The sequence below is a fragment of the Chryseobacterium sp. 22532 genome, assembly GCF_052044665.1.
Classification (GTDB): domain Bacteria; phylum Bacteroidota; class Bacteroidia; order Flavobacteriales; family Weeksellaceae; genus Chryseobacterium; species Chryseobacterium lathyri.
The window spans coordinates 470,834-494,215 of the sequence record NZ_JBQENJ010000002.1 but is presented as its reverse complement, the minus strand read 5'-3'; the positions used below and the strand labels follow the sequence as shown (position 1 = coordinate 494,215).

The window sequence follows — 23,382 nt, the reverse complement described above, 5'->3', positions numbered from 1 at the left end:
TTAAAGACATGATTCTAAAAAATCTAACCATCGTAAGTGCCTTCACGGCTTTTATATTCGCAGTATCTGCATTTATGCAGAAAGATAAGATAAACACAAGAAACACTGCTGTTTTCCCTGACAATGGTTTTGCTGTTCTGGAACTGTTCACTTCAGAAGGTTGCTCAAGCTGCCCACCTGCAGATGAACTGATGGGACAGATTGAAAAAGAGTACAAAGACCAACCGGTTTACATCCTCTCCTACCATGTAGATTACTGGAACCGGCTCGGGTGGAAAGACAGATTCAGCAGTGCTGAAAACTCCCGGCGGCAGCAGATGTACAGCAGTCTGCTCAGATCACAAACCTATACTCCACAATTGGTGATCAATGGGAAAACAGAATTGGTAGGTTCTGACAGAAATGCCATAGAAAATGCCATTCAGAATGTTATTCTCAGTTCTAAAACCGCCCCTGTAAGCCTTTCAGCTGTAGCTTCACAAAAAACAATCACCATCAGTTATAAAACGGCTGAAACTGATCCTCAAAATCAGCTGTTTATCAGCTTAGTGGAAAAGAAATCATCTACTCAGGTAGCAGGAGGTGAAAATGAGGGTCACCATTTGCAGCACTGGCAGATTGTGCATAAGCAGAAACAAATCTCACTGAAAGATCATTCGGAAGGAACTGAAGATTTTAAACTCCCGGACAATTTCACCAAGGACAATTGGGAGGTCATTGGATTTATTCAGAACTCAAAGACAGGAAAAATGTACGGGGCCTCTAAAGCTGTCATTCAATAACATTTAGAGGAATAGCATATAAAAAATTCAACAAAACTTTAAATAATAAAAACAATGAAAACAAAAACAACAAAAATCATCTATTGGTCAGGAATCATTTTTATGTCATTATGGTTCGGAGCGAGTGGCTTCTTTGAACTTACTAAAAATCCAGTGGTATGGGACATTACCCAACAGCTTGGTTATCCTCCTCACTTTATTTACATTTTAGGTGTTTTTAAATTATCCGGAATTCTGGTACTTCTTCTTCCCAACCGTTTATTACGATTAAAAGAATGGGTGTTTGCAGGAATGTTTTTTGATATCATCTTCGCCTTCTTCTCAAAAATTGCAGTGCTGGGCTTCGCTGCCACTATAGATGCAGTGATCGCATTTACCATTCTTTCTGTAACGTATATCATGTTCAGGAAGCTGTATTCTTCTGAACTTATTTTTGGAGAAGCGTAGCAACAGCCGGTCTTGAAGTGCTTAATTGGAGGTTCGAAATTCTGAATCCCTTACACGTTCTGTTTCTAATTCAGTAAAAATATAATCACCTTTGCAAAAAAAAATTCAGACGATCAATTTTTATGATCTGATCCTATTTAAAAATTCTATTTATGTTTCCCCCAATCAGGTAATATTATTTTTCATTTTCTACGATTGTATTCCTTTGATTGGGGATTTTAATAATAAATCCTCCCGAAAATGAGAGGATTTATTATTGAAACTATGTCGTAGAAAATTTAAGGTGTATCCGTTAGCAAACCGTTAATTCATAAAACTTTCCGGAATCCATTCATAGGCAGCATCTTTTTTCCTTGTAAAGCCAAGGCCTGGCCATGGAAGATGATAAGCAAAAGCTTTAGCCTTGGTTTCTGCCAGCTGATTAAGTAATTTCTTACGGGATCCTGTAGCAATATCCAGGTCTGTATCCCCTGAAAATCCCCATTCGGGGTGTGGAAAGAGAATAACATCGGAATGGATCAGATCTGCAATATACATGAGTTTCTCGTTGCCCGATGAAATTGTCGTGACGGTAAGGCCTGGCGTATGTCCAGGAGCCAGCTGAAAACTGAAATGATCAAAAAGAGGTTTTTTAAAATCATAAAATTTCAGTTTCGGGCGGATTGTTTTCAGAATATTCTGGATAGGTGGAATAATCTGGTTAAGAAATTCCGGTTGGTTCTTCAGAAAGCTGTTTTTAAAATCTTTGATGGAAGCCTGCAGCCAGAAGTCATGCTCGATCTTTGAAATATAAATATCCGCATTGGGGAAAACCAGGTTATTCTGTTTGTCGACTACCCCACCAATATGATCCGGATGGGCATGAGAAATGAAAACATCTGTGATATCTTTTGGAGAGAATCCTGCTTTCTGTAAGCTTTTCAGAATAAATCCCGTTCTTTCATCTGCAAAAATCCCCATTCCGGCATCCAGTAAAACAAGCCTGCTTTTGGTCTTGACAAGCATCAGGTTCATTGCCATATCAACATAATCATCCGGACGGAAATTGTCTCTGAGAAGAGCCTTTAATTGAGTGATGTCCGCTCTCGGAGCAAATGTATCGATGTTTTTCTCATGAATATATCCGTCCGTAAGAATGAACAGCTCCAGTTCTCCAAGTTTTATCTTTTTGAACCCTGCAAGGTCTTCTTCAGAACGCAGTGAAAATGTTTTGGCACCGGCAAAAACATCAGTAAACGGAACGAAGCTTAATGCTCCGGCCATGAGTCCGCTTTTTAAAAGCTCTCTTCTGTTCATAATCAATATGTGTTTTTTATACTCCGGATTCCTACTGACTATTCGGGATCCGGAATATGATTTTTTAATTGTTTACTAATTTCATAGAACCTTCAGTATACCTTTCGCCTACGTTGGGGTACTTTTTAAGAAGCGAATCTATTGTTTCCAGATCAGAAGGCGAAAGATCAATATTCACGGCAGCAATATTCTCTTCCAGATACTTAATACGTTTAGTGCCCGGAATAGGAATGATATCGTCCCCCTGGTTCAATACCCAGGCTAATGCTAGCTGAGTTCCTTTTACGCCTTTAGACTGTGCAAATTCATTAATTTCTCTCGCCAGGTTTTTGTTATTTTCCAGATATTCTGCCTGGTAACGCGGCAATGTTTTTCTAAAATCTTCATCCCCAAAATTCTGCACTTCATTGATATTGGCAAAAAGTCCTCTTGCCAGTGGAGAATAAGGCACCAGGGTAATCCCCAGCTCTCTGATGGTTGGAAGTATTTCTTTTTCTACATCTTTAGTTAAAATAGAATATTCTGACTGCAATGCTGTAATGGGGTGAATTTTATTCGCTTTTCTGATGGACCCAGCAGAGGCTTCTGATAATCCAAGGTATTTTACTTTTCCTTCTTTTACCAGTTCTGCCATTGCGCCAACTGTTTCTTCTATGGGAATATTTGGATCTACCCTGTGGGCATAATAGAGATCAATTGTATCGATCTTAAGTCTCTGAAGACTCAGATCGACAGCCTGTCTGATCCACTCCGGTGAACCGTCAAAATAAGTTCCGGGAGCCCCGCTGTGACTTGGTTTTCCATCTTTAAACCTGAATCCGAATTTGGTGGCAATAAAGATTTTGTCCCTGTTCGGAACCAGAACTTTAGAGATCAGCTTTTCATTTTCTCCGGCAGCATACATATCTGCGGTATCCCAGAAGTTAACTCCCAAGTCCAATGCTCTATGTAAAGTATTGATGCTTTCCTGTTCGTCGGCCGGACCGTATGCAAAGCTCATCCCCATACATCCTAAACCTACTGCAGATAACTGCTCTCCTGTGTTTCCTAATTGTCTGAATTTCATAATTGCTGTGATTTTTAATTGATAGAACAAAATTAGAACAAGAATTGGCCGGATACTCTATAGAATTCAAACTAAGAATTATAAAATTCAAACAATTTCTGTTCTGACTGCATTGGGAGCTAAACCGGTCTGTTTTTTAAAGAAATTGGTAAAATAAGCAGGTTCTTCAAATCCTAATCCATAGGCAATCTCAGAAATATTCCAGTCCGTATGTTTCAGTAAAGCATTGGCTTCCTGAATGATCCTGGAAGTGATCTGCTGGCTTGTTGTTTTTCCGGTCATTTCTTTCACTGCACGGTTTAAAGAATTTACATGGATAGAAAGATTCTGTGCATAGTCATTAGGTGTTTTTAATTTCAGGAATGCTTCGGGGCTGTCGATGGGAAACTGCCTTTCCAATAGCTCCATAAACAGCGATGCTACCCTCTGAGAAGCGTTCTGATAAGGCTCAAAGCTTTCTGCAGGCTGCATTTTCATCGTTTCATGAATCAGAAGATGGAGACATGCCCGAAGCATATCATATTTATGCATATATTCCGTTTCAATCTCTGTCATCATCTTGGTAAAGAGGTCCGAAATGGTTTTTTGCTGTTCTTCGTCCACAAAGAAAACAGGGGTTCCGCCAATTTTAAAAAGCTGGGAATCCTGAAGGTTTCCAAGGCGTATCCCGTTTTGAAGGAACTGGTCTGTAAAAAGGCAGAACCAGCCTTTTTGGTCTTCATCATCCGTTTCCCAGGAATAAGGAACAACAGGATTGGAGAATAACAGTGCAGGACGGTCTACATAAATCCATTTGTCTGCATAATGAAGCTTTCCTTTTCCTATAATGAGTGAAATTTTATAATAGTCTCTTCTGCTGTAAGGTGATATCAGTGCACAATTTTCGCGTGAAAAAACATTGAAATGTCCCACGCCGGGAGCTGTCACAACATCCTGTCTTTCCATAGATGCATTCCGCAGATAAAATCCGTTTATTGTTTCTTTAGATTCCATATAGCTAAGTTATAAAATTCAAACAAATAAAAATAATCTGATTATTGATAAAATAAAAATGGCCGGCAAATGCCGGCCATTTAAAATTGAATATATAGTTGATATGTGAGACTTAGTGATGTCCCTTTTTGTGTTCTTTTTTATATTCCTTTTTATACTCTTTGTATTGTTTGGACTTGTATTTCTTGTAATTATTTTTGTTACGGTTATAAACTGCTACAGGGTTCTGACCTTTATAGTATTTAGTTTTAAACTTAGTATACTTTTCACGTCCAAGTATTCTTTCTATTTCATAATATCTGTCTTCTCTCCATCGGTCGGGATTACTTACGTATACCCTGTTCCAGGAATCATAATCACGGTATCTGTCATTTAAAGCATTCAGCTGGTTGGTCTGTGCCACAGAAAGCAAAAGATCTGCAGCTACTGTTTGCCAGTTGACATCTGTTATACTTCTTCTGTAATCGTTATAATAATCTGATTGTGCATATGTGAGGCCAAATGTGCCTGCAAGCATTAATGCGATTAATATTTTTTTCATCTTTTAATTTGTTAAGTTAAACTGTTCTAGTATAGCCAATTAAAATGCCAAGCTTTCTACAGCTATTCACAATTTTTGTTAAATAAAGCATAACTAATTGATAATCTGTACCAAAAAATTACATTCATCTACCTGTTTTTACAAAAAATATTTATTTTGAAATGTTTTTGAATAATGGATTATTAATTATCTGTTATAAAATAATACGATTTAAATCTATTTCACCGCCATTTTCCACTTTTAAACTTCAAAATAGCTTAAAATTCGTTAAGTTTCGGAAAACTCATGTTTCGTATTATTTTAATTTGTAATTTTAAGAGTGGGAAGTATACATCCGGAAGGATTTTATGTCGCCAGATTGTTAAATACTTTATGGATTGAATGAAGCAGGTCATTAATATAACTCATCAAATCTTAATTATTATGGAAAATATAAAGTTTGAAATCTCGCCATATCAGGACGAACTACAGCTATTAATTGACGGGGAAAAAGCAGGATATATGTCTATAAAAATTGACGGCAGGTTGCTGATTGTATATTACACTAAAATTATTGAGGAACGTGAAGGCCACGGATATGCAAAAATGCTTCTTGACGAACTGGTCCGCTATTCCGAAGAAAAAGACCTTCTGGTAGATCCCGAATGTGATTTCGTACGCCAGCAATTTGAAAACCATCCTGCAAGATATAAGGATATCTGGCACGCCTGATTATTCTTTCCACCATTCTCCGAACTGATGCTGAGAACGGTTCATATCTACCACTTCTCCAATCATCGGAGTGAGTATGCTGAGTCCTTTTTCTTTTCCCAAAGTTGTTATTTTCTGAAGCGGTTCATCCCAGGGATGGAGAGCCAGAGCAAATTTTGAGGAGTGAACAGGAATAATATGTTCAGCTCTAAGATCAACAGCCGCCTGAATAACGTCTTCCGGCAGAGTGTGGATGTATCGCCAGGCTTCGCCATATTGCCCATTCTCAAGAACAGCATAATCAAAGGGGCCAAACTGTTCACCAATTGTTTTAAAATGGGAATCGTAGCCGCTGTCACCACCCAGGAATATTTTTTTTGTGGGAGTTTCCAGAACATAGGAAGTCCACAGCGTATTATTCTGTTTTATTTTTCTTCCCGAAAAATGCCTTGCCGGGGTAAAGGTAATTTTCAGACTGTTTTTTAAAAGGACCTCTGTTCCCCATTCCTCTTCAATTAAATTTTCTTCACGATAGCCCCATCTTTCTAAATGTGCTCCCGCTCCTAATGGAAGAATAGCCATTGCTGTCCGGTCTCTGATTGATTTCACTGTTGGATAATCCAGATGGTCAAAATGATCGTGTGTAATCACCAGGTAATCCAGATCGGGAATATCTTCCGGTTTGAATATATCCGAGCCTTTAAAAGCTTTGTTAAAATACTTAAACGGGGAACCATATAAGCTCAGGACAGGATCTACGAGAAAAGAAACACCATCCGTCTGCAGATAATAGGATGAATGCCCCAGCCAGATGAAAATATCCTGATCTTTCCGAATCTTTTTTAAATCTGTATGAATGGACGGAATATTTTTCAAAGGTTTCAGCAATGGGTGTTTTTTACCTAAAATAAAATCGCAGGTAACTTTTATTGTACTGTAGCCTTCGGCAATAGGCGGGGTATGGCTGATGTTCTGGAATTTCCTGTTTTTATATAATTCAGACTTTCTGATACGTTCCAGTCTTCTGCCTTTTGGGTCTGCACCAAAAGCAGGCATATTCATTACCATCAGGTAAACTGCCACCAAAAGTCCAGCCAATAAAATCAAATATATCATCTTCAGTAAAATAGGCAGCAAAGGTATTGACTTTTAATCTGGCATAGAAAATTCAGTATTTTTTTAACTTAATTTATAAAGCTTTCTGAATATTTTATTATTTATTTAAATCAGAATAATTTGAAACTTTTTAACTTAGCCGATTGAAAAAAAATTCAAAGTACGTTGAAAAATTATTCGATCATACTGCTGGCTGCAGCACTCTCTTCATGTACATCTATCAGAAGGCATAATGAGCAGAACACAGCATGCATAAGCCCTGAAGAGCTTAAGGAAGACATAGACTATGCCTACTTAAAGCTCCAAAAGATGCATCCCCAGCTTTACTGGTATATTTCCAAAAAGGATCTTGACCATAAATTTGACAGTCTTAAACAAACGATCAACCAGCCTCTAACTTCGCTTCAGTTTTATTTTAAACTCCAGCCTGTAATTGCAGATATTCGTGAAGGCCATCTGGCATTGAGAATTCCCAGAAAAAAGTTTTCTAAAAAGGAAATTAAATCTCTTGAACATAAAAAGGGAATGTTCAGCCGTTTCGAATATTATATAAAAGACAATCGTCTGTTTATTGTTCAAAATAAAGATTCTATAGCCCATATAAAGCCGGGAACTGAAATTTTATCAATCAACCATATTCCTGTATCCGAATATATAAAGAAATACCGTTCCCTGATTAGCAGTGACGGATATAATGACACTTTTCAGCCTTATTTTTTAAAGGATGTTTTTTTCAATTTTTATACGGCAGAAAACGGCTTTGCAGACAAAGCCTATTTAGAAACCCTTTACAACGGCAAAAAACAAGTATATATCCTCTACCGGGAATCTAAATCCAAAATTGATCTGGAAAAAGATAAGGAACAGGAAAAGCGAAGTCCGGAAAAGAAAGTCAATGATTATGTAGCCTTCACTGATTCTTATAACCGGAATTTTAAATTTCTGGATAAAGACAGCACAACAGCTTACATAAAGATAAAAAGTTTTTCAAGTGATTATTCAGATAAGTTTTACAGGGAAACATTTGCAAAAATAAAAAATGCAGGATCTAAATATTTAATCATAGATGTCCGCAATAATTACGGTGGATCCCTTCACGAGATCAATAACCTGTATTCATACCTCGCACCGGCACCGTATGTTCTGATCAAGCCATCACAGCTTACCTCAAGGATTACTCCGCTTAAAACCAACTATTTCAGGAAAAGTTCTCCTTTCCAGTATGCTTTTAAAAGTCTTGCCTATCCCACTTATGTTTTTGCACAGACTTTCAGCACTTATAAAAAGGATGGAAAAGTGTATTACAAAATGAAAGCAGCTAAACCTACAAAACCTAATAAGGATGCTTTTCAGGGAAAAGTATTTGTCCTGATTAACGGCGGAAGCTTTTCTGCGTCGTCGATTATTACAGCAAAGCTGAAATATGATAAACGGGCGGTCCTGGTTGGCGAAGAAACAGGTGGTGCCAATGACGGAACTGTAGCCGGATTTTATTCTTATCAGAAGCTTCCTAATTCGAAAATCAACCTTCCTATCGGGCTCCTGCTGGTACAGCCCAACATCGATTTTTTAAATACAAAAAGAGGAGTTGTTCCAGATGTTACTGTCACGGAAAGTATGCAGGATATTATGAACAAAAAAGATCCGCAGCTGGACTGGGTGAAAAATAAGATTTCAGAAGAAAGAAAAAGCAAATAATTTATAAGGTTTCGGCGGGCTTTCAGCCCGCCGAAACTATTTTGATTTTTTTAATTCTTTTAAAAGGTCTTCTATATGTATGATGTACCTTCCATAATAACGGTAAAACCAGAATTTCCCACTGATAAAGAGTACGAACAGTCCTACTGTAACAGAGCTTATCAGGATCACGGCGATTTTCATCTCACTCATTGGTTTAGGCCACGGTATAAATTCTATAACGATGATCATTTCGCAGACAATAAAAGGAACAAAGCTCAGATAATAGGACAAATAGTACTGCTTATTGAGATTGAACTGCATAACCAGATCTTTTAAAGAATCATAGGTTTTGAGCATCGGATCGCTGATATCCTTATAAAGCCTGAAAAATTTACTGAAAAAGAAGATGGTGACAAGAAGCATTGAGGCGATAAGAACTGTAATATAAAACTGGAGTTTAAACGGCCTGCAGAAAGCACATACTATAAATGAAAAAATAAAGACCCCGATCATAAACCAAAATTCCATACGCATATTTTTGCGGACTTTTTCCAGCGGCAGATTAATCTTATTTCTTTGTTCAATACTTATTTTCGGGGTGTCTTCCGAAGTATCTTCATTCCATATATTTTTTAATTCATCTATATTCATTGGTATTGATTTAAAAATTATGATTTATTTGAGTTTAAAACATCCTTCAGCTTATTTTTAGCGCGGTTCATTCTTACTCTTGCATTGCCTTCAGAAATACCCATCTGTTCTGCAATTTCTTTTCCCGAAAAATCTTCCAGATAATAAAAAATGAATGCCTTATCGATGGAGTTTAGCTTTCGGATTGCTTCATACATCTGGATTAATTTCTCTTCCTTTTCATCGTCATAATCATCCTGAATGATTTTATATCCGGAGAAATCTTCATTAGAAATAAAACTTCTTTTTTTCTCTGTTTTCAGAAAAATAATAGCTGTATTAAGTGCAATCCTGTACAGCCACGTAGAAAATTCACTTTGTCCCCTGAAATGCGGATATGCCTTCCAGATTTGGTAGGTTATTTCCTGGAAAAGATCGTCGCGGTCATCTTTTTCGGACATATACATTTTGGAAATCTTAAAAATGATTCCTTTATGTTTTTCAATTTTATTTAAAAATTCCTGCTCTAATGAGTTCATGATTCCAGGCTCTATAGAGTTAGTTTGAAATGCAAAGAAATGTTACAGATTTTTAATACAATTATATTTCTGACTCAAAGTTTACTCAATCAACTTTACTACTCATATAAAATCCTCAAAAAATAAAGAATTTCTTGAGGATTATTATTTTATTTAAATAGAATTAAAAACTGTCTAAAAAATGTAATCAGTGCTTAAAAAGTTAGAATCATGTTCTCTTACAATTGTATTTAATAATTTTTTATTAGAATCTGTCAGTTTTGCAGCTACCAGAGACCTGATTGAAAATGAGCGGAGCGCATCAAAAACAGAAAGCGTTCCCTCTGCACTGTCTTTTCTTCCTGTGAATGGGAAAACATCCGGCCCACGCTGTGCCTGGCAATTGATGTTGACACGGCTTACGAGATTCACAAAAGGATCAATTAATCTGGAAACTTCCTGCGGATCTTCACTGAAAATGCTCACCTGCATTCCATGAGAGGCATTTACCTGATAATCTATAGGCTCCTCAATATCTTCAAATGGCACCACAGGAATCACCGGCCCGAACTGTTCTTCATGATACAACTTCATATCGCTGCTGACAGGATAAACCACTGCAGGAAAAACAAAAGATTCCTCAGTAAAGCCTCCGTTTTCATTTAAAACTTTCGCACCTTTTGCCAACGCATCTTCTATACATTCTTTAAGGTAAGGCGGCTTATTAACTTCCGGCAACGGAGTCACTTTTACGTCTTTTTCCCACGGAAGGCCTGGCTTCAGTGCAGAAACAGCGGCACTTAATTTCCGGGTAAATTCTTCGGCTATTTCTTTTTGCACAAATATAAGCTTCAGTGCCGTGCACCGTTGCCCGTTGAATGACAATGCTCCCAGGATACATTCGCTTACTGCGACATTCAGATCGGCATTTTTAGTAACAATAGCTGCATTTTTAGCATCAAGGCTGAGAATGGCGCGGAGGCGATTTACTTTAGGGTGCAGCTTCTTTAGTCCGTTAGCTACTTTACTGGACCCGATAAAGGCCAGAACGTTTACTTTTCCGCTTTCCATGATCGGGGTAATGATTTCCGAACCCTTTCCGTAAAGGGTATTGACCGTCCCTTTCGGGAAAGCTTCTTTAAATGCATTCAATAATGGATAATGAGCTAAAACGCCATGCTTAGGAAGCTTAAAGAGAATGGTATTTCCCATAATGAGAGCCGGAATCAGCGTAGTGAAAATCTCATTTAAAGGATAATTGAAAGGTCCCATGCTCAGAACCACCCCTAGCGGAGCTCTTCTTATCTGTGCTATGGTTCCTTCCGCCTCCTGGAAACGGGAAGATTCTCTATCCAGGTCTTTCAGCGCATCAATGGTTTGATTGATGTAGTCTACAGTACGGTCAAATTCTTTGGTTGAATCCGCTAAGGTTTTCCCGATCTCCCACATGAGTAATTTAATCACCAGATCCCGCTGTTCGATCATCAGGTATACAAATTTCTGCATACATTTAATTCTTCCTTCCACAGACATGGTAGGCCATTCTCCCAGACCATTATCATAGGCCTTCACGGAAGCTTCAAGGACATCCATCGCTTCTTTTGGGCCAATATTAGGAACACTCCCCAGAAGTTTTCTTTCCAACCCATTTTTTGTAGGAATACAGACGGGCGAATAGATATTCTGAACTTCACCCTTCCACTCTACCAGTTCTCCGTTCAGAAGGTAAACCTTCTGGTGGATCTCGGGAACTTTATATTCTTCAGGAATTTCATTTTCACTTTTAAAGATATCCTGCAATGACAGCTTGTTTACTGAATCCATAAATTTTATTTTTTTGATAATTTGAATGTAAAATTGCCTTTTACAGAATAAAGGTAGATGTTACAATTGGTAAAAAAAATAGGCTGCCGATAGATTTGCTCTATTTGACGGGTATTTGAATTAAAATTAATGAACGAGTACTAAAAAAAGAATAATTTTGTTTAAAAATAAAATTCATGGTATCAAGATTAATTTTCAGCGCATTATTCCTTTTCTCAGTATTCAGTTTCGCCCAGAATACTGTTCTGATGGGAGGAAAGCCTGTGCACACGTACTCCAAATTACCTGCAGTGAATAAAGCTGCACCCAAGTTTACGCTTACGGATATAACGATGAAAGATCAGACTCTGGATTTGTATAAAGGAAAATATGTTATTCTTAATATTTTCCCAAGTGTAGATACAGGGGTTTGCTCGGCTTCAGTACATCATTTCAATGAAGATGCAGGGAATATTCCGAATACGGTGGTTCTTTGTATTTCCAAAGATCTTCCTTTTGCCCAGAAAAGGTTTTGTGGCACAGAAGGGATCAAGAATGTGGTGATGCTTTCGGATTTCCGTTCTGATTTTGGAAAAACCTATGGAGTGGAAATCACAGATTCTGTAATGAAAGGCCTTTTGAGCAGAGCTGTAGTGGTTATTGATCCTTCGGGAAAAATCATTTATGAAGAGCAGGTGGATGATATTTCACATGAACCTAATTATGAAGCCGCTATTGCAGCGGTGAAAAAATAAGACTTTCTTTTTAGATTCATATAATAGCTCCGGCAATCTTCGATTGCCGGAGCTATTATTTATCACTCACCCTGTAAGAGTTTTCAGGAAATATTTTAAAATGAATACTTCTCAATTTTTACCTTCAATAACAATGACTCCGTTTTCGCCTTCCTTTCCATAAAGCTTTACGGCTCCTTCTCCTGAGAGAATATTAATCCTTTTAATTTTATCTGGGTTTAGCTTCTGCATTTCAGCCTGGGAAATCCTCTTCTTATTAAACAGGATAATAGGCTTTGCTGCCGGTTTTGAAAGCGGCGCTCCCAAACGGATGGTTTTATTCCTGTATATGGAATCATCTGTCTGCTGATTTATATTAAGCCCTCTCAGCTTATCAACGCTTTTCATGTTTTCATTTTTAACCTCCTGGGCATTTGCTGTTGCCAAAATTCCACTGACTCCCAATAGGCCTAATGCAATTTTACTGGTAATTGAAAAATTCAGGTTCCGCCCCAGCTGATCATCTCTGAATCTTCCACAAATGTTATCACCAGAAGTAAGGCCGCCGATAAGCTCTTCATCTGAGGAATTGGTAAAATCGTGGACTGTTTTGGAACAAACGGAGCAAAATCTTCCTTTTTCGTCAGGAGTCATGGTTTCCCAGTTTTCATGACATGGCTTTGGTATGGTAATTTTCATAGGGATCTTTTATAGTAAAGATGCTTTGTTTTGGAAAAAGGTTGGAAACTCTTTGATTATGGTCTCCTCCGTTTATAATTATCTTCCTTTTTTATATATATTTGGTCAGTAATTTTATAAAACAAACCATGAAAATTTTCAGATTTCTTTTACTATTAGCAGCAACAATTGCTTTAACAGCTTGCGGAACATCCCACAATTACACGAATAACAGTTTGAACAAAAATTTCTATGCAGAAAAACCTATCTATTTCAAACTGAATCCTAAAAGCCAGACCCTGATCAACTTTACGGGAATGCATGGAACTGTACTGGGCGGTGTGGTTCAGCCCAATGTAAAAGAAACCTTCCAGTTATCTTTGAATGAGCTTGCCAATGAGACCAATGTAAAACTAAAATTCATTGAAAATTCCGAAGAAATCACGGATAAAGATGCTCTGGTATTCGATGCTGATATTTCAGAAATAAACTGGCATTTCGGTTTTTCTGTAGCGACCCTGAAAACAGTGGTGAACTATAAAAACATCAGCAACAACAAAGAAATACAAACCACAGGAATCCGTAAAAGCGGTGGCGGAGACGAAAAGAACAATCTAAAAAAATCTTTAAAAGATGCCACGTATAATTTTCTGAAAGAATACGAAAAATTATAGCAAATAAATGCTTTGAACTCTGCTATTTTGTATCAGTAAGAAGGTTTAAGGTGTTAAGAATAGTAAGCAGTACGCTTCACAAAACATCAAAGATATTTCTTAACCAGCCTTAATTACTTAAACCTTCTTAATAGTTCAATCCTAAAAATTTCTAATCTATTGTTTTTAACGCAAAGGATTCATTTTTAGCCTTTATATTCAAGGGTGCAAAGAGAGATCAATCCTCTGTGGGTTGATCTGCTAAGCGTTCGTTTATCTTACAGCTCCATAAGTGACGAAGCCGCCATTCTTTACTTTCTTTAGAATCATAAGATGCCATTGTAAAAACTTTGCGTTAAAAAAACACCATCCTATTCCTCATTCTATTCTGAAATTAAAAACAGAATTATCCAAGGCTAATAAAAAGCCCAACTCTACAACCTCGAAATAAATCTCCGGAACTGTACGGAAATCCCCCCACAACTTGCAGTAGACTTCCGGAGATCTCCGGAAGTGGCAAACAATATGGTTTGTAACCATCGGAGAAGTCGGGAGGTCTGTTTTGCTAGTGTTTTAGAGTTTCAGAGGTGTTGGGAGGTTGGAAACAGTATGTTTGGGATTACGGATTCCCGTAATGGTGATTAAATGCATTTTTATATATTTGAGAGTATCATTATATAACTAAAAGCCAATGACTAATCTTGAAAAACTTAAAAATATAATTATTAACGAGAATGCTTATTTTTATCGAAATGGAGATAATATTTCTATTTCTGATAATCGAATAAAGAATTTATTTACCTTAGTTTCTTCAGCCAAAACTGGACATTACCTTTTAAATGAAAGAAAAAGAAAAATAAGATCAGAGGAAATTTACTATTCCATTTGTGTATTTAAATATATAACAAAGCCAACCTTTATTGATGAGCCACTACAAACTTGGTTCGAAGAAAAGCTTGCATATCTGTTAATTGTTGAAATTGAAGATTTCATAATAATAAGTAGGAAAAACATAAGTAAAATACACGATTTTATCAAATTATTACATCCATTAGATTATGAAGTTCTTTCAACTTTATTCGTAGACGATAATACAAATTTTGAAAAATTTTCATTAAAAAATTTAAATGTATCTGATAGAGCTTTAAGAGAAAAAACCGTTGAAGCAATTGATTTAAAAGAAAATTTTTCTTCTCTCGGTGCAAATAATTATCTACTAAATTCTTTAAGATTAAGTAACAATAATGAGAAGACAACATTAATGCTTAATTCATCTAGGATTAATAAATTCGGAAAAAAAAATGATATTGAAAATTTCTGTAAATGGTCAAAGGAACAAATTAATAAAATAAGAGGTCATTCTGTTACCTCCACATTTTTATCAATTTTTGCAGAACCTCAAGATTATGAAGAACAAAGAGAATCACTAACTCCAATATCAATTTTATTTAATTTTAGTAGTATTTATGCTGACTTTGAACATGATTTAATTTCAAAATTTATAATTGTAAAAAAAATTGAAGATGAATATGTAGAAAAAGAAATTAATCTGATTTATTTTTTAGATATATTTGAAAGACTTTGCAAGATTACTGAGCCAGATGATAATACTTTTAAAATTATAAACGCTATATCATCAGACCTAGAATTAAAATTAAATGAAAAATCAATTACAATTAGATCTCCAAAATTTAAAAACATTAGAATAGTCTATGCTAATGGAAATAGTACGTCTATAGTAGATCATATTAATAGTAAAAATGCATTTATTGTTAATTTTGACGATATTGATTTAGCATATTCAAATAGGAAATTATTTAGGGATAGTAAATTATTAGGAAGCATTTCTAACTTCTTAACAATTTTTCAAACTCATCAACAATTACAAAATGTTACTTCTGAAAAAGGACATTTTAATACAACATCAACTTCTTTTGAAGAAGGTTCAATTTTTAGATTTGTCGAGGAAACATTTATTGATAGCTATAATTATCTTATTTGTGATGACTTGGGAAGGGAATGGGCTGATCATATAGGGGTTTCCAATGATAAAATAACATTCATACATTCAAAATTTGGCACTACAAATGCTTCGGCAAGTGCATTCCAAGATATAGTAAGTCAAGCTCAAAAAAATTTAGGCAATATAACTCCTCAAGATTTTCAATTAAATACCAAAAGAGGGTTATGGATAAACAACTATGCATCCACAACTATCAGCAGATTAAGAAAAGGTAATGATGTAGATGGGTTTATACAAGCAATAAAAAATGCTTCAAATAATCCGTATTTGAAAAAAGAAGTTATTTTGGTAATTAATTTTATTTCTAAAAGAAGATTATTAGAGTCTTTAAATAAATTGGTTACTGGTGAAAGATTTGCAGAAAGGAGTGAAGCAATTCAGATATTATGGTTAATATCTTCTTTAATATCTAGTTGCCAAGAATTAAATACAGAAGTTACAATTTATTGTAAACCTTGATTAAAGAAAACCCGTCCTTCCAGATAACGTAGACTACTAAGCTCGTGATCCATACAATAAGGAGGAAACAAAAGCTCACACAACATAAAGGAAATATTATTAAAATAATAATTTAAATCTAAAAAAAACAATATGAAAGATATTAACAATATAATTTTAAAAAATTCTCAATTGAAAACTATTCTTGCCGTATGGAATGCTGGTGGAAAAGGAAAAACTGAAAGTGTAAGACAATTTGCTAATTCATTATTATTAGCATATCCAACCTATACTCCAATATTTCCTGTCCCTGCTACTATTCCAACAATACATGATTTTAGGTTAGTAGTTGAAATAAATGGAATTGTTGTTGGAATCGAAAGTCAAGGAGACCCGGGAACAAATTTAAGAAATAGGTTAATAGACTTAGTTACAAACTTTAATTGTGATATTATCATATGTACGTGCAGAACCAGAGGAGAAACTGTAGCTGCTGTAGAGAATATTCACAATACGTATGGTTTTCAAACAATCTGGACTTCAACCTACCAAATTACAGACAAAACCCAACATTCCTTGGTTAATCAATTAAAAGGAGACCACATTTTAGAATTGATCCAAAACTTAGGGTTAATATAATTTAAAGTAGAGCTACATCATTGAATAACAAAAAAACCTGCCTTACGGCAGGTTTTTCCATATCTAAAAGTTTTAAAGCAAGCTCTAAAAGTTTACTCACCTGATGAATTTCTTATGTACAAATTCAGAAAGCTTAAAATAACCATATCGCTATTAAAATTGTCTCCAACTTCCATTTTATATATAATTTCAAAGAAACTTTTTTTATGATCTAACAATAAAACCAAATTATCATTATTATCATACAAATATGCTTTATAATCTTTGTATTTGTATGTATAGATTTCAGTATAATTTCCATAATAAAATATCCTGCCTTTTGAAGAATCGCTTCTTAAAAACAGTTTATTGTCTTTATCAAAAACATTCATATCCTGCCATAAAAATCCAGTATATTTTATTTTATAAACTTCTTTGTCTATTTTTATTTTTTCTTTTAAATTTATAAAGTATCCATGTAATATTTCTCCAACCAGTTTTCCATTATCATCAAACAGGCAAAATGAACCTCTGTATTCTCTGATTGTAAAATTTTTCATCATTTATAAGTATGAATCAAAGCAGATTTTCATCCACAAAATTCGGAAGCGTTACTTTCAGATTAGGTTCTGCTTCCATAGCTCTTTTAATGGCGAAAACAGCGCCTTCATTTCTGGCCCAGCTTCTTCTGGAAATTCCGTTGTTTACGTCCCAGAACAGCATAGATTTCAGTCTTCTGTCGGCTTCTGCACTTCCGTCCAGGAGCATTCCGAAACCACCGTTAATGACTTCGCCCCAGCCTACTCCGCCGCCGTTATGGATAGACACCCAAGTCGCGCCACGGAAACTGTCACCAATCACGTTGTGAATGGCCATATCTGCGGTAAATCTTGAACCGTCATAAATATTGGAAGTCTCCCTGTAAGGCGAATCTGTACCCGAAACATCATGATGATCTCTTCCCAGAACTACAGGCCCGATTTCCCCGTTTTTAATAGCATTGTTGAAAGCTTCGGCGATCTTCATTCTTCCCTCTGCATCTGCATACAGGATTCTCGCCTGGGAACCGACTACCAGCTTGTTTTCCTGAGCACCTTTGATCCACTGGATATTGTCTTTCATCTGCTGCTGAATTTCTTCGGGAGAGTTTTTTACCATTTCTTCCAAAACAGCACATGCAATATCATCTGTTTTCTGCAGATCTTCCGGTTTTCCGCTGGTACATACCCAACGGAACGGCCCGAAACCGTAATCGAAACACATAGGCCCCATAATATCCTGAACGTAGCTCGGATATTTGAATTCTCTTCCAAGACTCGGATTTTCTGCCATTACATCCGCTCCTGCTCTTGAAGCTTCCAGTAAAAAGGCATTTCCATAATCAAAGAAATACGTTCCTTTCTGTGTATGCTTATTGATAGCTGTGGCATGTCTTCTTAAGGTTTCCTGAACTTTTTCTTTAAACAGTTCAGGTTCTTCAGCCATCATCCTGTTTGATTCCTCAAAGCTCTGTCCAGCCGGATAATATCCGCCTGCCCAAGGATTATGAAGCGATGTCTGGTCTGATCCTATGTCGATTTTCAAATTTTTCTCATCAAATTTCTCCCAAACCTCAACAATATTTCCAAGGTAGGCCAGTGAAACTGTTTCCTTATTTTCCTGAGCTTTCTGTACCCTTTCTACCAAAGCATCCAGATTTTCATGGATTTCGTTTACCCATTTCTGATCGTGGCGGATCCTGGTGATTTTCGGATTTACTTCGGCGCATACTGTGATACAACCGGCAATATTTCCTGCCTTAGGCTGTGCTCCACTCATTCCTCCCAATCCTGAGGTTACAAAAAGTCCTCCTTTCGGTTCTTTTTTAATCTTTCTGAAAGCATTCAGAACGGTGATGGTTGTTCCGTGAACAATTCCCTGCGGACCAATATACATATAGCTTCCTGCCGTCATCTGCCCGTACTGCGTAACGCCCAGAGCATTGAATTTCTCCCAGTCATCCGGCTTGGAATAGTTTGGGATCATCATTCCGTTGGTGACTACCACTCTCGGTGCATCTTTATGCGAAGGGAAAAGTCCCATCGGATGCCCTGAGTACATGGTTAAAGTCTGCTCATCCGTCATTTCCGACAGATATTTCATCGTTAAAAGATACTGTGCCCAGTTGGAAAATACAGCTCCGTTTCCTCCGTAAGTAATCAGCTCATGAGGGTGCTGTGCCACAGCATAATCAAGGTTATTCTGGATCATCAGCATAATGGCTTTTGCCTGCTCAGATTTTCCGGGATATTCCTCAATTGCCCTCGCCTTCATTTCATAATCAGGACGGAAACGGTACATATAAATCCTGCCGTATTTTTCCAGTTCTTCTTTGAATTCAGGCAGTAATTCTGCATGAAACTTAGGCTCGAAATAACGCAGGGCATTTTTCAGGGCAAGCTTTTTCTCTTCTTCCCCTAAAATCTCTTTACGCTTCGGTGCATGGTTGATATTGGTCTCGTATGGTTTAGGCTGTGGCAGCTGATCAGGAATCCCCTGTTGTATCTGTTCTTGAAATGTCATATTGCTATTTAAAGTTCAATGTTTAGAATCAATGTTTGAAGTTTTAAAGATATTCAAATTAGAAAATATAGGCAAATAAAAGGCGAAAAGGGCGAAATGATAAGGCAAAATGCTTACAGATGATTTGTAAGACATAAAATATAAGCTGCGATCTTTGTTTATAATTTGGAGAAAGGTTTCCCCTCAAAAGGGAGGGGAAAATATTCCAGGGAAAACAAGTGGCTTCCAAAAATAACAAAACCTCACTGAAAATCAGTAAGGTCAGTTTATTGTACAAAGCACAAATTAAGTTAAAACATCATCATTTTCTTCCTCATGGTCATCTTCGTTATCGCTTCGGCTCCAGTAATTATTTTCTTCATCCTCAGATCCTATTTCTTCCATATCGTCATCATCTTCGATTCCCGGAATGTCAAGTCCTTTGTCTATTTTATCATCATCTTCTTCATTCAGGATTGGATTTCCGTCACCGTCAAGCGGGATATGCGGTTCCTGATTAAATATATCTTCATTCGGATTGTAATCCATTTCCTCTAACTTTCTGTTCTGTTCATTGGTATTGTTCTCTGGTATCATAATATTTTGTATTTAGGATTTATGTATACAAATCAAAAATAAGTCCAAGCTGTCAGGAATTCTTAGAATATACTTCAGGATTGGCACAATAAGGAATTTTTTCACCCTTGGAGAAGGCGACCATATTTTCAGCGGCCATCTTTGCCATTCCGGTTCTTGCTTCTATGGTTGCTGAACCTATGTGTGGCAGTACACAGACATTGGAAAGTTCCAAAAGCGGACTTTCCTTGGACATGGGTTCAGGATTGGTCACATCCAGACCTGCTCCCCAGATTTGTTTTGAAATCAATGCTTCATACAGATCTTTTTCATTTTGGAAACCACCTCTGGCTGTATTGATGAAAATGGCACTGGATTTCATTTTTTCAAATACAGGTCTGTTAAAGAGATCCTTCTGCTCAGGGGTAAAATTGGCGTGGACACTCAGTACATCCGACTGTTCAAGAAGTTCTTCGAAAGAAACATAAGTGGCATTCAGTTTTTTTTCTGCTTCTTCATTCCGGTTCCGGTTGTGGTAAATGATCTTCATATCAAAAGCTTTATGCGACTTTTCGGCCATTTCAAAACCTATTCTTCCCAACCCCATAATTCCTAAAGTTTTCCCGTATAATTCCTGCCCCAAAGCATGCAACGGGTCAAAATCTCCCCAGTTGCCATCTTTCACTTTCTGAAAATTATAGCTCGCTCGTCTTGCCACAGACTGCATCAGCAGAAAAGCGATATCAGACGTGGCTTTACTGAGGACATCCGGTGTATTTCCTACAGGAATATTCCTGCGGTTTGCTTCTTTAATATCCACATGATCAAAACCTACGGAGTATAAAGCAATCATTTTTATGTTGGGACACTGATCAAAAAAATCTTTGTCGTATTTAAATTCCCCACCCACACTTAAAATGGCATCGTGGTTCTGGCAGTAGATCAACCATTCTTCATGGGAAAGGTTTTCATGTTCCGGAATAAAAACGTCCAGTCCGGCTTCTTTCAAGATATTGATCCCCACTTCCGGAATTCTTTTGTTTACAAATACTTTCATTTTTTATTTTGTATTTATTGTGCTTAGAGCTTTCAAATAAAAAACCTCACTCCTGTTAAAAAGTGAGGTTCTTTAACTTTAATATTAAAAATTATTGGTCTTCATCTGATTGGTTTTGGCTTTTGTCCCAAGCCTGAGAAGCCATTTCCTGAATCTCTTCCCAAACATCCTTTGCCGATTTCTGTGCATGAGCTATAAATCCCTGCTTGGTTGCTTCCTGATTCTTAATTTTCATATCATTCATATAATCCTTTACCTGCTGGGAATAGCTCTCTGCGTGATATCCCGGATTATTATGCAGGTTTTTCTGAATATTACTGAAATCGTGTGAAGATTTAAATCTATTCGTATCCATAATAATAAAAATTTAAGTGATTAGGTTACAAATTGAATCCAATTACTGTTCCGAAGCAGTCTTAAAGTTTATTAAAAAACCGAAGTTTATTTTTAACCACAAAAGTCTTTTAAACACTTTAGTTATTTTAAAGTTAAATACTTTGCGCCTATGAAGCACACTTAAGTTTTATGAAAACCTTTGATTTTCTAATGATATAGTCTTACTAATCAAGATGGTAAACTTTTAAAACTAAAGTGCTCTAAAGTGTTTAATTGAAATGAAAACCTTTGTGTCTTTTGTAGTTATAAAAATTCCGTTAATGATTCGTATCTCCCAACATCGGAACAAATTTATAAGCTCCGAATTCTTCTTTTTCGAATTGTGTAGGAGCAGTTTTTGTAAATCTGTACAAGATCTGTTCATCGGTAGGGCCTAACGGAATAACCATTTTTCCGCCTACATTCAGTTGTTTTAATAATTCTGTGGGCAAAACCGAAGCTCCACAGGTAACAATAATCTTATCAAAAGGTGCAAAAGTAGGAAGCCCGGCAAAACCATCCCCAAAACTCTGAAATTTTGGATTCAGATGAAGCTCACGGAATTTTTTCTTTGAGAAATCAAAAAGATCTTTCTGCCTTTCCACGGTATAGACCAAGGCTTTCATAGCGATCAGAACAGCAGTCTGATACCCGCATCCGGTTCCGATTTCCAGAACTTTTTCGCCCGGTTTTACCTGCAGCAGTTCGGATTGTTCCGCTACCGTTGAGGGATGGGAAATGGTCTGATGTGACAAAATCGGAAAAGCGCGGTCTTCATAAGCAAAATCCTCAAAAATACTTTCGATAAAAAGATGTCTCGGAACGTTACTCATAGCCGAAAGTACATTTTCATCCGAGATTCCTATCTTATGTCTTAAATATTCGACCAGAATCTTTCTTTTTCCTTTATGTACAAACGAATCATGCATCATTAGTAAGATAATAGTTATTAGGTTACAGGTAGTAGTTCCTGCAAAAGTAAAAAAACTATCCATACTTATCAACCTAAAAGCGACAGGGTATTTCTTAATACCTAAAATTCTTATCTTTACAAAAATTAAAAAAATCTATGTTAAAAGCAGGTTTGGTAGGTGCCGGACATCTGGGGAAGATCCATTTACGACTTCTTAACCAGTCAGATAAGTACGAGCTGGTAGGTTTCCATGATAAAGATACTGAAAACGGGAAAAAAATAGAAGCTGAATTCGGGTATAAATATTTTGAAAATTTTGATGAACTTCTTGAACAGATCGATATGCTGGATATTGTGACTCCCACAGTCTATCATTATGATTATGCCTTAAAAGCAATTGAAAAAGGTCTTCATTTTTTCATTGAAAAACCGGTAACCCAAACGCTTGAGCAGGCGGAAGAAATTCTTCATAAGTGCCAGGAAAATGGTATTAAGGCACAGGTTGGACATGTTGAAAGATACAATCCCGCTTTTATTGCCACTAAAGAATACATTAAAAATCCAATGTTTATTGAGATCCACAGGCTGGCAGAATTCAATCCCAGAGGAACGGATGTTTCTGTAGTACTGGATCTTATGATCCATGATCTGGATATTTTACTGAGCATGGCCAAATCTAAGGTTAAAAATATTCATGCAAGCGGTGTTTGCGTGGTAAGCAAGACCCCGGATATTGCAAACGCCAGAATAGAATTTGAAAATGGCTGCGTAGCGAACCTTACGACTTCCAGAATCTCTATGAAAGCGATGAGAAAAAGCCGTTTTTTCCAGAAAGACGCATATATTTCTGTAGACTTCCTGGAAAAGAAAGCAGAGGTGATCCGAATGAAAGATGCTCCTGAAAACCCTACTCCTTTTGACATGATCATTGAAAATGCTGATGGAGAAAAGAATCAGATCTTATTTGAATATCCGGACATCCAGCCTAATAATGCAATTCTTGATGAATTAAATTCTTTTGCAGATGCCATCACTGACGGTAAAAATGTGGAAGTTTCCCTGGAAGACGGAACGGAAGCTTTAAAGGTTGCCCTTGAAATTGTAAAACTGATTTCAAAATAAGTTTTATCTCATAATATTTACAACAGGCTGTCATTAAAATGACAGCCTGTTGTATTTAAAAAGTCATCAACAAACCTTCCTATTTCCTTTTT

Annotated in this window: 24 protein-coding genes; 9 read left to right on the top strand and 15 right to left on the bottom strand. The window is 36.6% G+C overall.

Annotation, left to right across the window (positions count from 1 at the left end; translation table 11 throughout):
• The first annotated feature begins 8 nt into the window (after window positions 1-8).
• Window positions 9-782: a DUF1223 domain-containing protein gene (locus tag ACTJIV_RS06395; protein ID WP_440626378.1), complete on the top strand. Its 774-nt coding sequence runs from the start codon at window positions 9-11 to the stop codon at window positions 780-782.
• Between the two features lie 54 nt (window positions 783-836).
• Window positions 837-1,229 (top strand): DoxX family protein, encoded by a 393-nt coding sequence (locus ACTJIV_RS06390; protein WP_440626376.1) that lies wholly within the window; start codon window positions 837-839, stop codon window positions 1,227-1,229.
• A gap of 303 nt (window positions 1,230-1,532) precedes the next feature.
• Here the strand turns inward: ACTJIV_RS06390 and ACTJIV_RS06385 are convergent, their stop codons facing one another.
• The 4 genes from ACTJIV_RS06385 to ACTJIV_RS06370 form a co-directional block, all read right to left on the bottom strand.
• A complete protein-coding gene (locus tag ACTJIV_RS06385; RefSeq protein WP_440626374.1) occupies window positions 1,533-2,525 on the bottom strand; it encodes an MBL fold metallo-hydrolase in 993 nt (330 codons plus the stop codon).
• 64 nt (window positions 2,526-2,589) lie between these two features.
• Window positions 2,590-3,591 carry an aldo/keto reductase gene (locus ACTJIV_RS06380; RefSeq protein ID WP_440626372.1) on the bottom strand — a complete coding sequence of 334 codons (1,002 nt, stop codon included), beginning with the start codon at window positions 3,589-3,591 and terminating at the stop codon, window positions 2,590-2,592.
• 87 nt (window positions 3,592-3,678) lie between these two features.
• Window positions 3,679-4,584, bottom strand: a complete 906-nt coding sequence (locus ACTJIV_RS06375; protein ID WP_223559197.1) for a helix-turn-helix domain-containing protein — start codon at window positions 4,582-4,584, stop codon at window positions 3,679-3,681.
• A 112-nt stretch (window positions 4,585-4,696) separates the two neighbouring features.
• Entirely contained in the window at window positions 4,697-5,125 is a 429-nt protein-coding gene (locus ACTJIV_RS06370) for a hypothetical protein (protein WP_440626369.1), read from the bottom strand.
• Between the two features lie 423 nt (window positions 5,126-5,548).
• Between ACTJIV_RS06370 and ACTJIV_RS06365 the strand changes: the two genes are divergently transcribed.
• Window positions 5,549-5,836: a GNAT family N-acetyltransferase gene (locus tag ACTJIV_RS06365; protein ID WP_111955085.1), complete on the top strand. Its 288-nt coding sequence runs from the start codon at window positions 5,549-5,551 to the stop codon at window positions 5,834-5,836.
• Here the strand turns inward: ACTJIV_RS06365 and ACTJIV_RS06360 are convergent, their stop codons facing one another.
• Window positions 5,837-6,931 carry an MBL fold metallo-hydrolase gene (locus tag ACTJIV_RS06360; protein WP_440626367.1) on the bottom strand — a complete coding sequence of 365 codons (1,095 nt, stop codon included), beginning with the start codon at window positions 6,929-6,931 and terminating at the stop codon, window positions 5,837-5,839.
• 165 nt (window positions 6,932-7,096) lie between these two features.
• Between ACTJIV_RS06360 and ACTJIV_RS06355 the strand changes: the two genes are divergently transcribed.
• Window positions 7,097-8,629 (top strand): S41 family peptidase, encoded by a 1,533-nt coding sequence (locus tag ACTJIV_RS06355; protein ID WP_440626365.1) that lies wholly within the window; start codon window positions 7,097-7,099, stop codon window positions 8,627-8,629.
• A gap of 36 nt (window positions 8,630-8,665) precedes the next feature.
• Here the strand turns inward: ACTJIV_RS06355 and ACTJIV_RS06350 are convergent, their stop codons facing one another.
• From ACTJIV_RS06350 to ACTJIV_RS06340, 3 genes are all read right to left on the bottom strand, one after another.
• The gene (locus ACTJIV_RS06350) at window positions 8,666-9,262 is read right to left on the bottom strand and encodes a hypothetical protein (RefSeq protein WP_440626363.1); all 597 of its coding nucleotides are present in this window, start codon (window positions 9,260-9,262) and stop codon (window positions 8,666-8,668) included.
• A 17-nt stretch (window positions 9,263-9,279) separates the two neighbouring features.
• Entirely contained in the window at window positions 9,280-9,780 is a 501-nt protein-coding gene (locus ACTJIV_RS06345; RefSeq protein WP_440626361.1) for an RNA polymerase sigma factor, read from the bottom strand.
• Between the two features lie 174 nt (window positions 9,781-9,954).
• Window positions 9,955-11,583, bottom strand: a complete 1,629-nt coding sequence (locus ACTJIV_RS06340) for an NADP-dependent glyceraldehyde-3-phosphate dehydrogenase (RefSeq protein WP_440626359.1) — start codon at window positions 11,581-11,583, stop codon at window positions 9,955-9,957.
• A 176-nt stretch (window positions 11,584-11,759) separates the two neighbouring features.
• Here ACTJIV_RS06340 and tpx point away from each other — a divergent pair, with 176 nt between their 5' ends.
• Complete coding sequence (gene tpx, locus ACTJIV_RS06335) at window positions 11,760-12,317, top strand: thiol peroxidase (protein ID WP_440626357.1); 558 nt, start codon at window positions 11,760-11,762, stop codon at window positions 12,315-12,317.
• 111 nt (window positions 12,318-12,428) lie between these two features.
• On the opposite strand, the gene ACTJIV_RS06330 is transcribed toward tpx, so the two are convergent.
• Window positions 12,429-12,995: a hypothetical protein gene (locus ACTJIV_RS06330; RefSeq protein WP_440626355.1), complete on the bottom strand. Its 567-nt coding sequence runs from the start codon at window positions 12,993-12,995 to the stop codon at window positions 12,429-12,431.
• A 128-nt stretch (window positions 12,996-13,123) separates the two neighbouring features.
• On the opposite strand from ACTJIV_RS06330, the gene ACTJIV_RS06325 reads away from it, so the two are divergent.
• The 3 genes from ACTJIV_RS06325 to ACTJIV_RS06315 all read left to right on the top strand — a co-directional run bounded on the left by ACTJIV_RS06325 (window position 13,124) and on the right by ACTJIV_RS06315 (window position 16,727).
• Window positions 13,124-13,648: a hypothetical protein gene (locus ACTJIV_RS06325; RefSeq protein WP_111954923.1), complete on the top strand. Its 525-nt coding sequence runs from the start codon at window positions 13,124-13,126 to the stop codon at window positions 13,646-13,648.
• A gap of 670 nt (window positions 13,649-14,318) precedes the next feature.
• The gene (locus ACTJIV_RS06320; protein ID WP_440626353.1) at window positions 14,319-16,109 is read left to right on the top strand and encodes a hypothetical protein; all 1,791 of its coding nucleotides are present in this window, start codon (window positions 14,319-14,321) and stop codon (window positions 16,107-16,109) included.
• 132 nt (window positions 16,110-16,241) lie between these two features.
• On the top strand, window positions 16,242-16,727 hold the full coding sequence (locus tag ACTJIV_RS06315) for a hypothetical protein (protein ID WP_440626351.1): 486 nt from the start codon (window positions 16,242-16,244) through the stop codon (window positions 16,725-16,727).
• A 92-nt stretch (window positions 16,728-16,819) separates the two neighbouring features.
• Here ACTJIV_RS06315 and ACTJIV_RS06310 read toward each other — a convergent pair whose 3' ends face one another.
• The 6 genes from ACTJIV_RS06310 to ACTJIV_RS06285 form a co-directional block, all read right to left on the bottom strand.
• Window positions 16,820-17,269, bottom strand: coding sequence for a hypothetical protein (locus ACTJIV_RS06310; protein WP_440626349.1), 450 nt, complete (start codon window positions 17,267-17,269; stop codon window positions 16,820-16,822).
• A 13-nt stretch (window positions 17,270-17,282) separates the two neighbouring features.
• Window positions 17,283-19,268, bottom strand: coding sequence for a urocanate hydratase (locus ACTJIV_RS06305; RefSeq protein ID WP_440626347.1), 1,986 nt, complete (start codon window positions 19,266-19,268; stop codon window positions 17,283-17,285).
• Between the two features lie 285 nt (window positions 19,269-19,553).
• On the bottom strand, window positions 19,554-19,844 hold the full coding sequence (locus tag ACTJIV_RS06300; RefSeq protein WP_111954827.1) for a hypothetical protein: 291 nt from the start codon (window positions 19,842-19,844) through the stop codon (window positions 19,554-19,556).
• 52 nt (window positions 19,845-19,896) lie between these two features.
• The gene (locus ACTJIV_RS06295; protein ID WP_440626345.1) at window positions 19,897-20,880 is read right to left on the bottom strand and encodes a 2-hydroxyacid dehydrogenase; all 984 of its coding nucleotides are present in this window, start codon (window positions 20,878-20,880) and stop codon (window positions 19,897-19,899) included.
• 91 nt (window positions 20,881-20,971) lie between these two features.
• Window positions 20,972-21,235 (bottom strand): prevent-host-death protein, encoded by a 264-nt coding sequence (locus tag ACTJIV_RS06290; protein ID WP_111954823.1) that lies wholly within the window; start codon window positions 21,233-21,235, stop codon window positions 20,972-20,974.
• Window positions 21,236-21,533: 298 nt separating this feature from the next.
• Window positions 21,534-22,184, bottom strand: coding sequence for a protein-L-isoaspartate(D-aspartate) O-methyltransferase (locus ACTJIV_RS06285; RefSeq protein WP_111954821.1), 651 nt, complete (start codon window positions 22,182-22,184; stop codon window positions 21,534-21,536).
• 140 nt (window positions 22,185-22,324) lie between these two features.
• Here ACTJIV_RS06285 and ACTJIV_RS06280 point away from each other — a divergent pair, with 140 nt between their 5' ends.
• Window positions 22,325-23,290, top strand: coding sequence for a Gfo/Idh/MocA family protein (locus ACTJIV_RS06280; RefSeq protein ID WP_336378507.1), 966 nt, complete (start codon window positions 22,325-22,327; stop codon window positions 23,288-23,290).
• Window positions 23,291-23,382 lie beyond the last annotated feature (92 nt).